Source organism: Vibrio sp. A1-b2, from assembly GCF_021726015.1.
GTDB classification, from domain to species: Bacteria; Pseudomonadota; Gammaproteobacteria; order Enterobacterales; family Vibrionaceae; genus Vibrio; species Vibrio diazotrophicus.
In genome coordinates, this window is sequence record NZ_JAKKCI010000007.1 from 1 (window position 1) to 14,427 (window position 14,427).

The window sequence follows — 14,427 nt, forward strand, 5'->3', positions numbered from 1 at the left end:
TGCCGCTCGACTTGCATGTGTTAGGCCTGCCGCCAGCGTTCAATCTGAGCCATGATCAAACTCTTCAATTTAAGATTTTGTCGGCTCAACGAATACTGACTTCAAAACTGCTCTTACTCGAAAGTAAAAAGTAATTTTAAAGCTATTACCATTCCAACAGAATGGTAATGAATTGACTGTGCCAAATAACCGAAGTTATTTGTATTGGTCACTCAGTTCATTGAAACCTAAGTTGCTTTGTTACTAGAACAAAGACTTAACTTTGATTTTCATCAACGAGTGCCCACACAGATTGATAGGTTTAAATTGTTAAAGAGCTTTGCTTTGCAGAAGTTTTCTTCTCAAAGCGGAGGTGCATTCTAGCTAGATAACTGTCAGTGTCAAACACTTTTTCAATTTTTCTTTTTTAGAAGTCTTATCCTCTACCAACACCTGCTGAAGCCTTGCGACGTCTGCCGTGTCAGTGAGGCGGCATTATAGGGAGGAATTAAAACCGCGCAAGTGCTTTTTTAAAAAAAATTGAAAAAACAGCTCATTCGTTTAAGAAAGCAGCAAAAATAACAAAAAGAGGGCTTTTAGCCCTCTTTTTTATCTCGAATTGAGTAAGTTTTTATATAAAAGCGTATGCATCCGCAAACATCTTTTCACTCAACGCTTGTTTATTTTGCGTAAATTGTTCTCTCGCAGCACCAGCCATTTCAAAGCGTCCGGCAATATAGATATCAAAATCTGCCAAAGAATCGAAATCAGAGCTTATTGCTTGCAGCACATTACCTACTTTTCCTTGCCAGTTTGTGCCAGCTTCTTCAACTACTGGAATAAAATGAACATTTTCATGTTTCGCAGCTACTTGCTCTAATTCAGTCAAAGCATAAAGTTGGCTTTCGTCACGAGCCCCCCAATATAAATAGATAGGATTAGCTTTATTTTGGGCGATGCAGTGATCCAAGATTGAACGAACGTAGCTAAAACCAGTGCCGCCAGCAATAAGCAATATCGGGCTTTTACTCTCTTCTCTAACCCATGCATCGCCATGTGGTGCATCAATTTCAACTTCAAGTTGCTTCTCTAAAGCTTCACGCATCAGTTGAACAACTTCAATTGCGTAAGCATTATGCTCCGCAGCACCAATGTGCAACTCAAGCTCGCCCTCGTGACGACAAGGACTACTCGCGATTGAAAAAGGACGCTTATCTTTCTCGCCCATCACCACCATTAAGTACTGACCAGCTTTGAAAGTGACTGGCTGTTCAGGATGGAGCAATATTTGATATGTGTTACTGGCTAAAGACTGTATCGACTTTACTTTACATTTAATGGTCATATTTATCCTTCTTACTTACTCTTCAAAAGTAAGTACCAAATGACTTTCTGCTATAGCTTGGCAGGGGAATATCCATCCTTCAGCTTGCTCTTTCTCTGTAAGCATAGGCTCTAGATGGTAAGTTACATCACCTTCCACTTTACGGCACAGGCATGCAGCACATGCCCCAACTTGGCAACGATGAGGAAATGGAATCTGCTGGTTGAGCGCAGCCTCCAATATCGTTTGCCCTTTTTCAACTTCAAACTGAAGCTCGCTTGGCAGCAAACGTACAGTAAAAGTCATAGAATTCCTAGTTCATCCCAAAGGGCATCGATTTTCGCTACCAACTTAGGATCTTTATGAATTGGTGTTCCCCACTCCCGAGATACTTCACCCTCAAATTTATTGGTTGCGTCCAAACCTAGTTTTGACACAGCTCCATTTGTAGCAGGAATGACGTAGGTATCTCGAGCAGGATCCATTCTTGTTGTGATAGCCCAGATAATATCATTCCAATCTCGGGCATTCACATCATCATCGCACAATACAACGAACTTAGCGTCCGTGTACTCTGCCAAAAATGTCCACACTGATTCCAACAGAGCTTTTGACTCACCGGCAGCATATTTACGCATTGAAACTATGGCGATGCGATTTTCAGTTGTCGGCGGGAAATAGATATCTTCAACTTGCGGATAACGTCGTTTGAACTCTTCAATATCCGCACTCTTTATTTCGTGCGAAGGTCGAGCTTCGACTTTAGGCGTCATCGCAAGTTCCGCATCCCATTTAATCGTTGCATCTAAGCCCATCTTGGAACCTAAACCAGCCACAGGAGAAGCAAAATCCAACGAATCGATTGGCGTATTCTCTATCATTAATGTATCGCGTGCCGGATCCATATGTTCACACATGGCTTGGGTCACGGAATTCCAGTCTCGAGCATTTACGCTTTCATCAAGCACAACAACATATTTGGTGTACATGAACTGACGTAAGAAAGACCACACTCCCATCATGACTCGCTTAGCATGACCTGGGTATTGCTTTTTCATTGTCACTACAGCCATACGGTAAGAACAACCTTCGGGCGGTAGGTAGAAGTCTACGATTTCAGGAAACTGCTTTTGAAGAATAGGCACAAAGACTTCATTAAGCGCAACACCTAGAACTGCGGGTTCATCTGGCGGACGACCAGTATAAGTACTGTGGTAAATAGGCTCATTACGCATAGTAATGTGAGTCACAGTGAAGACATGATGTCTTTCTACTTCATTATAGTAACCCGTGTGATCACCATAAGGGCCTTCGTCCGCGTACTCATTCGGGTCAATGTAACCTTCCAGTACTATTTCAGCACTGGCTGGCACCTCCAAATCATTGCTGATTGATTTAACCACTTCGGTTTTGCTGCCTCGTAGTAAACCTGCGAAAGCATATTCGGATAGCGTATCCGGCACTGGGGTAACAGCACCTAAGATAGTGGCAGGATCAGCACCAAAAGCGACCGAAACAGGGAAGTTCTTTCCTGGATTTGCTTCCATCCACTCTCTAAGGTCAAGCGCTCCGCCACGATGAGCTAACCAGCGCATAATAACTTTATTCTTCGCGATCTTTTGTTGACGATAGATGCCCAGATTCTGGCGTTTTTTATTTGGGCCTCTAGTGATGGTCAACCCCCAAGTTAAAAGAGGAGCAACATCATCAGCCCAACAACTCATCACCGGAATTTTATCTAAATCAACATCCTCTCCCTGCCAAATTATGTCCTGACACGGTGCTTTACGCAGCTTTTTGGCTGGCATGTTCAGAACTTGCTTGAAGACTGGGAGTTTATCCAGAGCATCACGAAACCCACGAGGCGGCTCGGGCTCTTTCAGATATGCCAACAGTTTTCCAACTTCACGTAAATCCTGAACGTTTTCACGCCCCATCCCTATGGCAACACGCTCTGGCGTACCAAATAGGTTCGTCAGTACAGGAACATCGTAACCAATAGGGTTTTCAAACAGCAAAGCCGGACCAGCTTGACGTAGTGTTCGGTCACTGATTTCCGTCATTTCATAATGCGGATCAATGGGATGAGAAATACGTTTGAGTTGTCCGTGTGCTTCGAGATGGTCTAAGAAATCACGTAAGTTTTTAAAGCTCATATCTGCTCTATGAATGATTAAACTGCAAGCAGTATAACAAAAAACACTTTGCTATCGATTTCTCTTTTCTAAAAAGTGTTGCGCTTTTGTAGAGAGATTGTTCCGAGGGTGATGAACGCTTATTGCTGAGAAAGAACCTGTAAGATCGCTTGGCTTTCAACACGACGATTACTGTTCAAGAGTTCTTTCAGCCAAGATTGATATCCTTGTTCCACAAGCGCTTGAGCCACAATGGGGGCATCTGAAGAATTTTCTAAGCGTTTCACCAAAAACTGCTTCACTTGCTCAGAAAAAGGTTTCGGTATTTTGACTAAATACTGCAATGCATTGTTCGCTAACCTTGGATTGTCTGCGGCTAACATGATTTGATTAATGGCAAAATCATCAGCGACATTTGCTAAACGCTCAAGCTCTTGCTCGACATAAAAATCCGCGCGCATCAACCACAACAGCTTATATAGCTGAAGGTCACCAGTTACTTGTGCCATTTTGACCATCACACTAGAAGACGGCAACCAAACAACGACATTAACCTGAGTCAGTTGTTGAACGAGATCGTGCTGAACTTTCGAAGACAAATTATCGAATTCACTCAGTAGCAAGTTTTCTCGCTCCTGAACTAAATAGTCAGGCCCGGACAACCATTCATCCAGTATCAACTCACCACTTTCGGCTTTTAGGATGAAGTTAAGCACGCTCTGCTCTTGCTTCCATTGCTTTGTTAGGCGGTGAGCAATAGCAATGTAGTCAAATGCTGGGACGGAGAATTCATACCCTTCCCCTTTCTCCAATACTTGATAAACAGGAACGATGTTTTTTTGCTTTTCCACAAAATGGAACAAATTCTCAGACAGAGCCACTTGCTGTTGTTCTAAGTGCTGCAGTAATAGAAAACGAGCGGCTTCCTGCTGCGGCAACGATATACGTTCTACAGAAAATGAAAGGGCATCAATATCGTCTTTTATCGCCAAGTCGACCAGTTCTGAGACCTTCTGCTGTAGCAGATGATCTTGCAGGAACTTTTGCTGACTTGCTGATGAAACCTCAACAGCAGAAGCAGGTGTCCAAGCAAATAAAAGAGAGAGGAATAAACTAAACAACAGTCCTTGTTGCATATTAACCTCCTGTTAACATTCCTCATAATTGTCGTGCGGTAATGAAAAGAATGCAAACAAAAACACCACCCAATGGGTGGTGCTTCAAAATAATCAATGTTTATTCATTACTGACGGCGCATTGCGTCAAAGAATTCATCATTGGTTTTGGTCATTGCCAGCTTGTCGATGAGGAATTCCATTGCGTCACTTTCGCCCATAGGGTGAACAATCTTACGCAGAATCCACATTTTTTGCAGCTCATCAGGCTTAGTTAATAACTCTTCACGACGAGTACCAGAACGGTTGAAGTCAATTGCAGGGAAAACGCGTTTTTCTGCAATCTTACGGTTCAAGTGCAGTTCCATGTTACCTGTACCTTTGAACTCTTCGTAAATCACTTCATCCATCTTAGAACCAGTATCAACTAGCGCTGTAGCAATGATAGTTAAGCTACCACCTTCTTCTACATTACGAGCGGCACCGAAGAAACGTTTTGGACGGTGCAATGCGTTAGCGTCCACACCACCGGTAAGAACTTTACCTGATGAAGGGATTACTGTGTTGTATGCACGCGCTAGACGGGTGATAGAGTCAAGAAGGATAACAACGTCCTTCTTGTGTTCAACAAGACGTTTTGCTTTTTCAATAACCATTTCTGCAACTTGAACGTGACGAGACGCTGGCTCATCAAACGTTGAAGCGATCACTTCACCTTTTACAAGGCGTTGCATCTCTGTTACTTCTTCAGGACGTTCGTCAATAAGAAGTACCATCAATTCACATTCTGGGTGGTTATTAGCAATACTTTGGGCGATGTTTTGTAGCAACATAGTTTTACCCGCTTTTGGCGGAGCTACAATCAGACCACGTTGACCTTTACCGATAGGAGAAGCAAGATCAAGAACACGTGCTGTAATGTCTTCAGTCGAGCCATTACCACGCTCCATTACCATACGCTCATTGGCGTGTAGCGGAGTTAAGTTCTCAAATAGGATTTTGTTACGTGCGTTATCAGGTTTGTCGTGGTTAACAGTGTTCACTTTCAATAGTGCAAAGTAACGTTCACCTTCTTTTGGCGGGCGAATTTTCCCGGCAATCGAATCACCCGTACGTAGGTTGAAACGACGAATTTGGCTTGGAGATACGTAGATATCATCTGGGCCAGCAAGGTAGGAACTGTCCGCGCTGCGCAAGAAACCAAAACCGTCTTGAAGAATTTCCAAAACACCGTCGCCGAAGATATCTTCACCGCTCTTCGCGTGCGCTTTTAAGATGGCAAAAATAATGTCTTGTTTTCTCAGGCGCGCAAGGTTTTCTAAGCCTAGGCTCTCACCAAGTTTGACAAGATCAGATACGGGTCTGTTCTTCAGTTCTGTTAGATTCATTGTGGTGGATACTTGTTTAGTCAAAATAGGATCTATTTTCTAGTTAAGATGGATTTGGTCTCAGGATTGACCAAGAAGTGAACACTTGTTTAATTTACGTGCGATAAACTAGCACTAAATATTAGCCTAGTCTAGAAATTGTTTTTTACAAAAACAAAACCGTACATATTTCTATGTACGGTAAAGTTATGGCGAATTATAGGTTTGCGTCCAAGAACTCTTTTAGTTGAGTTTTAGACAGCGCGCCTACTTTTGTCGCTGCTACGCTGCCATCTTTAAATAGCAATAGCGTAGGAATACCACGAATACCGAACTTAGGTGGCGTACCTGCGTTGTGGTCGATATTCAATTTACCGATAGTGAGTTTACCTTCGTATTCTTCTGCGATTTCATCAAGAATAGGAGCAATCATCTTACAAGGACCACACCATTCTGCCCAAAAATCAACTAGAACAGGACCTGCAGCTTTGATTACATCGTTCTCGAAACCATCATCAGATAGCTGCAAAATTTTATCACTCATCTTCCACTCCAATGTGCTTTTTTCTGCACTGATTATTAACAATCATTAGACTGATTATCGACTAACCAGTAAATAGATGCCCTATTGGAATGTATTTACTTCCGTATTGCAAGTGGAAGCTGATATTCTATAGCAATGAAAAAGACACATATCACAGAGCAAAAATTCGCCGACTTGGATTTACATCCCCAAGTAATTGAAGGATTGGAAAAAAAAGGGTTCGAATTCTGTACCCCTATCCAAGCGTTGGCGTTGCCGGTACTGCTCACCGGCCAAGACATTGCAGGCCAGGCCCAAACGGGAACTGGTAAAACCATCGCGTTTCTCGCTGCGACTTTTAACCATTTGCTAAAAACACCCGAAATTGAAGGACGTAAAGTCACTCAGCCTCGTGCAATTATTATGGCTCCGACGCGTGAACTCGCGATTCAGATCTTTAATGATGCAGACTCGCTCGTGGCGAGTACCGGTCTTAAAGCTGCACTGGCTTATGGTGGCGAAAGCTACGATAAACAGCTGGGCAAGCTTCAAGAAGGTGTGGATATCCTGATCGGCACAACTGGCCGTATCATCGATTTCTACAAGCAACGTGTTTTCAATCTGAACAACATTCAAGCTGTGGTTCTGGATGAAGCAGACCGTATGTTTGATTTGGGTTTCATTAAAGACATCCGTTTCTTATTCCGCCGTATGCCTGAACCGAAAGATCGTTTGAACATGCTGTTCTCTGCGACCTTATCTTACCGCGTTCAAGAATTGGCATTTGAACACATGCACAACCCAGAGCACGTGGTGGTAGAGCCTGAACAGAAAACAGGTCACCGTATTAAAGAAGAGTTGTTCTACCCTTCTAATGAACACAAAATGGCACTTCTACAAACTTTGGTTGAGGAAGATTGGCCGGATCGCGCCATTATTTTTGCAAACACTAAACACCGTTGTGAAAACATCTGGGGTGCTCTTGCAGCCGATGGTCATCGTGTAGGCTTACTAACAGGTGATGTTCCACAGAAAAAACGTGAACGCATTTTAGAACAGTTTACTCAAGGTGAAGTAGATATTCTGGTTGCTACAGATGTGGCAGCGCGTGGTCTACACATCCCACAAGTAACACACGTATTTAACTACGACCTACCAGATGATTGTGAAGATTACGTTCACCGTATTGGCCGTACTGGTCGTGCAGGTGCAAGTGGTCACTCAATTTCATTTGCATGTGAAGAGTATGCTATCAACCTGACTGCAATTGAAGAATACACTGGGCACTCTATTCCTGTGTCTGATTACGATCCATCCGCACTACTGACGAATTTGCCGAAACCTTTAACGTTACGCTCATCGTCACCACAGCGCCGCACGAATACTGGCGGTTCTCGCAACGGAAATCGTAAGCCACAAAGACGCCCTCGCGCGCCACAAAAGCCAAAGGATTCGTAATTCATCTATGAGCCAAACTGTTTCTTCACCGTTATATGCCGCGATTGATTTAGGCTCTAACAGCTTCCATATGCTGGTAGTGCGCCACGTCGACGGTAGCGTTCAAACCATGGCTAAGATTAAGCGTAAAGTGCGTCTTGCCGCCGGTTTAGATGACAATAACGCGTTAAGTCATGAAGCCATGCAACGCGGTTGGGATTGTTTAAGTTTGTTTGCTGAACGCTTACAAGACATCCCACACGAGAATATTCGTATCGTAGGTACTGCAACATTGCGTACAGCGACGAACATCAATGATTTCCTAGTGAAAGCGAATGAAATTCTAGGACATTCGATTGAAGTCATCTCAGGTGAAGAAGAGGCTGCCACTATCTATAAAGGTGTCGCTCACACCTCTGGAGGCGTTGGGCGTCGATTAGTGGTGGATATTGGCGGAGCCAGTACCGAAGTGATTATCGGTGAGGGCTTTGAAGCAAAAGCGTTAACCAGCTTAAAGATGGGATGTGTGACTTGGCTTGAACGTCATTTTAAAGACCGCCAGCTCAACAGCACCAACTTTAACAACGCAATAGATGCAGCGAAAAAACGCTTAGCTCCCGTGTTAGAACAATATACCCAGTTAGGCTGGGATGTGTGTGTGGGAGCAAGCGGCACTGTTCAAGCTCTGCAAGAGATCATGTTGGCTCAGGGGATGGACGAAGTCATCACTTTGGCAAAGTTAAATCGCCTTAAAAAGCAGGCAATGCAGTCTGATCATCTTGAAGAGCTTGAAATTGAAGGCCTAACTCTAGAGAGGGCGTTAGTCTTCCCTAGTGGTTTATCGATTCTGATCGCTATTTTCGAATCGTTAAACATTGAATCTATGACCCTAGCTGGCGGCGCTTTGCGTGAAGGCCTGGTCTACGACATGATGGATAACTTGCGCCAAGACGACATTCGTTCGCGCACGATTCACAGTGTCCAGATTCGCTATCAGATAGACCAATGCTACGCACAGCAAGTTTCTGATCTTGCCAGCAAACTGCTTACTCAGTGTGGTGGGCAAGATTGGATTTCTGAACCACAAGCAGAGATGCTTCTGCTTACTGCTGCGCAGTTACATGAAATTGGTCTCTCTATCGATTTTAAAAAAGGCGGTGAGCATAACGCTTACCTGTTACAGAATCTTGATTTACCCGGGTTCACTCGTGCACAGAAGCACTTACTTGCTGAATTGACAAGACGCTACCGCGAACAGTTAACAAGCTTGCCTGAACAACATGCGTTGTCCGTAACCAGCAGTAAGCGAGTATTACGCCTATTACGTTTAGCTGTACTTCTGAGTCACCGTCGTTGCGTAGAGTTAGAACCGAATATAATTCTCACTGCCGAAGATGACGAATTGACGTTATCTATCGACAAACAGTGGCTACAAGCAAATCCATTAACCCGCGCGGAACTTGAACTTGAAGCAAACCGTCAAACAGATATGGGTTGGCCGTTGAACATTCAAGCGAATGAATAAACGAACAATAGCTTTACCGTAATACGCTCAAATATTAAGAAGCCCTCAAATGAGGGCTATCTTTTATCCAATACGATTCAATAGAGCTCTTAACTTCAACGGTTTAACGGGCTTAGCCATAAAACTAAATCCGTTGGATTTAATACCATCCAGAATATCCGGACTGCGGTCGGCACTGATGATCACCCCTTCAAAGCAATCACCTAGACGCAATCGGCACTGCTGAAGCACTTCTAATCCGGTACGTCCATTATCAAGGCGATAATCAGAGAAAATCACATCAGGGATCCATTGGCTATCAAGAGCCTTCATACTCTGCTTAATGTCTAGCGCCGTTTTTACCTCACATCCCCAGCGTTCCAACAAGGTCTGCATGCCCACTAAAATGTCTTGTTCGTTATCCACACACAACACACGCAAATGCGCCAAATCATGCACCGCTTCCAATACCGCTGTTTTTTGCGGAACCACCTCATGTGGCTCAGCTTTATCCAACGTAAGTGAGAACACACTGCCTTGATCCGGCCAAGAACGCATTGATATTTCATGGCCTAATACAAACGCAATCCCTTTCGAGATCGCTAAGCCTAATCCTAAACCTTGGTCTGAACGAACTTGGCTGCCTCGGTTAAATTCTTCGAAAATCTCTTGTTGTTTATCTTGTTCTATCCCGATGCCGTTGTCCCAGACATCGATACGCACCCTACCAGCGACTCTTCTTACACCTAATACCACTTTTCCTTTCGGGTTGTAGCGAAAGGCATTGGTTAAGAAATTTTGAATAACTCTACGCAGCAGCTTAGGATCAGAGTGAACATACAACGAGGAAGACACCGTACTGAAATTGACCCCTTGTTGATGTGCCAGCGCTTCGAATTCCGCTTTCAAATTGGAAAGCACATCATTCACCTTGAAGCTCTGCAAATGCACTTCAAGTTTTCCAGACTCCAAACGAGAAATATCGAGTAAGTCACCAATCAAATCTTCAGCTGCACTGAGCGCACTTTCAATATGACGAGACAAACGCTTCGACTCTTCTTCCTGAGCAACCTCGGAAAGTGAAGATGCAAATAATCTTGCTGCATTGAGCGGCTGCATCAAATCGTGGCTGACCGCAGCTAAAAATCGCGATTTAGATTGAGACTCTTGTTCGGAACGCTGTGTAGCGGAAACGAGTTTTTTGTTCAGCGTTTCCAGCTCACGAGTACGTTCTAATACCCTTTCTTCAAGATTTTCATTCGCTTCTTTCAGTGTTCGCTCTGCATCTCGGAACACGGTGATATCGGTAAAGCTCATAACGAAACCACCACCGGGCATTGGGTTTCCTTGTACTTCAATCACTCGACCATCAGGGCGAATACGCGAAGAGGTATGGCGAGTCCCTTGTTCTAAGTGATAAACCCTGCGACGTACATGTTCTTCAGGATCTCCCGGCCCACACAAACCTTGCTGAGCGTTATGACGAATAACATCGGCTATCGGTCTTCCGACTTGTATCAGCCCCGGAGGAAAATCAAACAGTTCCAGATAACGTTGGTTCCAAGCCACCAGCCGAAGTTGTTTATCGACTACCGCAATGCCCTGCCCAATATGTTCTATCGCCCCCTGCAACAAGCCGCGGGTGAAGTCATAAAGTTCAGAGGCTTCATCAACGATGGTTGCCACCTCTTCCAGCTGCATATTGCGGCCTTGCAAAGCAGAAGTAAGCACTAACTTGGCAGACGAAGCGCCAAACACACCAGCAAGAACACGTTCCGTATGACGAATTAATGTTGCCGGTGCTTGCTGATTGGGCATCAGAGTTTCACGTTGCTGATCCCAATACTGACCAAATGCCGCGCGCACTCTTTGTCGTCCAACAAATCGCGATGCCAGCATTTCAAGCTCGGCGACGGTTACACGGCTTTGATACAAACTGATGTTTTCGTTTTCCGGCAACGGTGTGCCAACGAAAGATGCCGACTGTAATCGCTCACTTAAACTTGAGCGTGTCGCGATAGAAATCACCACATAACAGATACTGTTCAGAGTAACGCTCAGCAACATACCCCAGTCGGAATTTTCTAACCCCATGTTGCCAAGGAACTGAGGCGGTGTGATCACCCACAACAGCACGTTACTTTCATGGTCGCCCGCCAGCATATTGGTTGCGCTCATCAGAGTGATCAGCCACAAGGTGAAGCCCACCAAGAGACCAACATAAACCCCTTTGCGATTTCCTTCTCGCCAGTACATGCCACCAATGAGTGCAGGAGCAAACTGAGTAATGGCAGAGAAAGACAAAAAGCCAATGGCAGACAGCGAAGGAATAGTATCCAAAACCAGATAGAATCCCCACGCCCCCATCAATAACAACAAGATCAAAGTGCGACGAATGATGACCAGAAGACCGGAAAAGTGACGATGATTTCGTTGTGACAAACGCATGCGACGCAGCAGTAAAGGCATTACCAGATCATTGGACGCCATAATCGCTAATGCGATAGTCGAGACAATCACCATTCCAGAAGCGGCAGATGTGCCACCAAGGAACGCCAGCAAAGCAATATCATTTGCACCTACAGCAACAGGGACACTAATAACGAAAGTATCCGGTGATGTGCCGCTCAATAAACTCTGCCCAACCCATGCAATCGGCAGAACGAATATTCCCATCAGAATCAAATAAGAGGGGAAAAGCCAACGCGCAGTGTGCAGGTCTTGCGCACGCTCGTTTTCCACCACCATGGTATGGAACTGACGAGGCAAGCAGATGATGGCTATCATAGTTAAAACGGTGTGGATAATTAACGTTGGCCAGTTCGGAGCCTGATAGGTTTCTCGCGCTACATCCAACAACGCGACATCTTGTTCTCGTAATGCAAGATAGAGGATGAACATTCCCACGACCAGAAACGCAACCAGCTTGACGATCGACTCAAAAGCAATCGCCATCATCATGCCTCGGTGGTGTTCGGTATTATCAATATGGCGAGTACCAAACAGCATGGTAAACAGCGCCAGAGCCAAAACCACAAACCAAGAAACATTGTCGTCCTGATAGCCAAAATGCGTACCCAGATCAGGAGCAATAATGTTAAGCCCCATGGTAATACCACGCAGCTGCAACGCGATGTAAGGCAGTATACCTGCAACCGCAATCAGAGTGACGGCAACGGCTAAGCCCTGCGATTTCCCATAGCGAGCGGCAATAAAGTCAGCAATTGAAGTGATGTGTTCTCGTTTCGCAATCAGGATCAGACGAGCTAATATGCGCCAGCCAAATGTAAAGACGATAATTGGCGCAATATAAATCGGTAAAAATGACCACGGGTTCTGGCTGGCTTGACCAACCGTACCGTAAAAAGTCCATGAGGTGCAGTAAACCGCAATCGACAGGCTGTATATCCAAGGTCGCCATTTCGCCAACCAACGAGTTTGACGATCGCCATACCATGCGATAAGAAACAGCACGCCTAAATAAGCGAGTGAGACTGGAACCACCAACCAACCCTGCATCCGACTTCCCTATTCCCTGTGAAATCTTTGAATGTTCTAAAACCGCCAGTGCGGCTTATAAAGAAATAAAGCTTCTCCAATAGCTTAGGAGAAGCTTTATTAAACAGGTATGGGATTTTATCTCAATCTGATTGGGTTAATTTTGTGCTTCAGGCTCCGCTTTATGAACTGAAACATCGTTAACTTGTGATTGAAGTAATTCGACTTTCACAAACAACGCAAGCAAGCCCATCAACGCCATTCCCCAGAACACACCTGCTCCCCAGCTTTCGTAGCCCCAGCCGCTCAGGGTTGTCATCATCGCAATCACTGCGCCAAGAGGGATCGCGTTATACAGCGCCTGTAATGCAACCATTTTATGTTGCGGTGCGTGCTGAATGTATTTAATCGTCGCGATATGGGCCAAAGCAAAAGTCACCCCATGTAAGGATTGAATTGCCACCAATGCCACTAATGCCGTTGTTGATGCTGTTAACCCCCAGCGAACAATGACCCCTAACGCAGATATGATAAACAGTGTGCGGATATTCCAGTTGGAAAACACTCGCTTGCTGATAGCAAACACCAGAATTTCGGAGACAACCCCTAAGCTCCACAAATAACCAATGATATCTTCTGAATGACCTGCCGCACGCCAGTGGATAGAACTAAAGCTGTAATACGCTGCATGGCTACCTTGGATCAGAGCGACCAAAAGCAAAAACTTAATCACTGGCCATTCACGAAGTAATTCCGTTAGCTTAGGACGAATTTTATGTTCGTGACTTTCTGTAACAGGCATAACCTTAGGACTGCGCAGACTGATCAACAAGGTGACAAGTGTGCCGAACAGTGCGGTGTAAACGATCATGTCTGAACCATAAAGCACAATCAGATACCCCACCACAGTAGAGCCTGCGATAAAGGCGATCGAGCCCCAGAGACGAGTGCGTCCATAATCGAGCATATTGCGTTTGGCATAGTGGTTAGCAACCGAATCCGACAACGGTAATACTGGGCCACACATCATATTGAAAAGAACCGTCGCCAAAGCTAGTAGCCAAAAACTACCACCAGTGAAAAAGTGAAAAGCGGTAAATAACATCAGTGCGAATGTCACCCAGCGAAGTGCTGGCAGAAGATGTTCCACTTTATGAATACGAGGTGTAATAACCAAGTTCGCGACACAACGTGTTGCAAAACCAATCCCCACTAACACACCGATGTCACTGGCAGACACACCCTGCCCTTCAAACCATAGCGCCCAAAACGGTAGATATACGCCGTAAGCAAAGAAGAAACCGAAAAAGTATTGAGAGATCCATCCGTAGGGAGAGGGCTTAAACATTAGTTATCCTAAACAACATGAGAAAAATAAACGCGCCCATTATGCAACGAGTCACGTCCACGAAAAAGGGAACTTTGTTAAACGAACTGTTTCCCCTATCACAACTTTCATCGGGCGAAAAATGGCTTCATTAGACCAAAGTCGTCTGGAGGGCTGAGGGAAATTTGTCACACTTACCCTAGATACCTCTCACTGAC

At 44.8% G+C, this 14,427-nt stretch carries 10 protein-coding genes and 1 rRNA gene; 2 read left to right on the forward strand and 9 right to left on the reverse strand.

All coding sequences use genetic code 11. The features are described 5' to 3' along the window. The 7 genes from L3V23_RS14950 to trxA form a co-directional block, all read right to left on the reverse strand. A 16S ribosomal RNA gene (locus tag L3V23_RS14950) occupies positions 1-71 on the reverse strand; the annotation flags it as partial. 539 nt (positions 72-610) lie between these two features. After that, the gene (gene fre / locus L3V23_RS14955; RefSeq protein ID WP_042489941.1) at positions 611-1,324 is read right to left on the reverse strand and encodes an NAD(P)H-flavin reductase; all 714 of its coding nucleotides are present in this window, start codon (positions 1,322-1,324) and stop codon (positions 611-613) included. A 15-nt stretch (positions 1,325-1,339) separates the two neighbouring features. Beyond that, positions 1,340-1,609, reverse strand: coding sequence for a 2Fe-2S iron-sulfur cluster-binding protein (locus tag L3V23_RS14960; protein ID WP_042489939.1), 270 nt, complete (start codon positions 1,607-1,609; stop codon positions 1,340-1,342). Continuing rightward, entirely contained in the window at positions 1,606-3,459 is a 1,854-nt protein-coding gene (ubiD, locus tag L3V23_RS14965; RefSeq protein WP_102966366.1) for a 4-hydroxy-3-polyprenylbenzoate decarboxylase, read from the reverse strand. The genes L3V23_RS14960 and ubiD overlap by 4 nt, the downstream gene beginning before the upstream one ends. 119 nt (positions 3,460-3,578) lie before the next feature. Continuing rightward, complete coding sequence (locus L3V23_RS14970) at positions 3,579-4,574, reverse strand: hypothetical protein (RefSeq protein ID WP_102966367.1); 996 nt, start codon at positions 4,572-4,574, stop codon at positions 3,579-3,581. Positions 4,575-4,681: 107 nt separating this feature from the next. Continuing rightward, the gene (rho, locus tag L3V23_RS14975; protein ID WP_042489934.1) at positions 4,682-5,941 is read right to left on the reverse strand and encodes a transcription termination factor Rho; all 1,260 of its coding nucleotides are present in this window, start codon (positions 5,939-5,941) and stop codon (positions 4,682-4,684) included. Positions 5,942-6,137: 196 nt separating this feature from the next. Beyond that, positions 6,138-6,464, reverse strand: a complete 327-nt coding sequence (gene trxA, locus L3V23_RS14980; protein ID WP_042489933.1) for a thioredoxin TrxA — start codon at positions 6,462-6,464, stop codon at positions 6,138-6,140. A gap of 135 nt (positions 6,465-6,599) precedes the next feature. Here trxA and rhlB point away from each other — a divergent pair, with 135 nt between their 5' ends. Both rhlB and gppA read left to right on the forward strand, forming a co-directional pair. Further along, positions 6,600-7,901 (forward strand): ATP-dependent RNA helicase RhlB, encoded by a 1,302-nt coding sequence (gene rhlB, locus L3V23_RS14985; protein WP_042489932.1) that lies wholly within the window; start codon positions 6,600-6,602, stop codon positions 7,899-7,901. Positions 7,902-7,908: 7 nt separating this feature from the next. Beyond that, positions 7,909-9,405, forward strand: a complete 1,497-nt coding sequence (gene gppA, locus L3V23_RS14990; RefSeq protein WP_042489931.1) for a guanosine-5'-triphosphate,3'-diphosphate diphosphatase — start codon at positions 7,909-7,911, stop codon at positions 9,403-9,405. Between the two features lie 63 nt (positions 9,406-9,468). Here gppA and L3V23_RS14995 read toward each other — a convergent pair whose 3' ends face one another. Further along, positions 9,469-12,903 carry a NahK/ErcS family hybrid sensor histidine kinase/response regulator gene (locus tag L3V23_RS14995; RefSeq protein ID WP_102966368.1) on the reverse strand — a complete coding sequence of 1,145 codons (3,435 nt, stop codon included), beginning with the start codon at positions 12,901-12,903 and terminating at the stop codon, positions 9,469-9,471. A 136-nt stretch (positions 12,904-13,039) separates the two neighbouring features. Beyond that, on the reverse strand, positions 13,040-14,230 hold the full coding sequence (locus L3V23_RS15000; protein ID WP_102966369.1) for a 3-phenylpropionate MFS transporter: 1,191 nt from the start codon (positions 14,228-14,230) through the stop codon (positions 13,040-13,042). Positions 14,231-14,427: the final 197 nt, after the last annotated feature.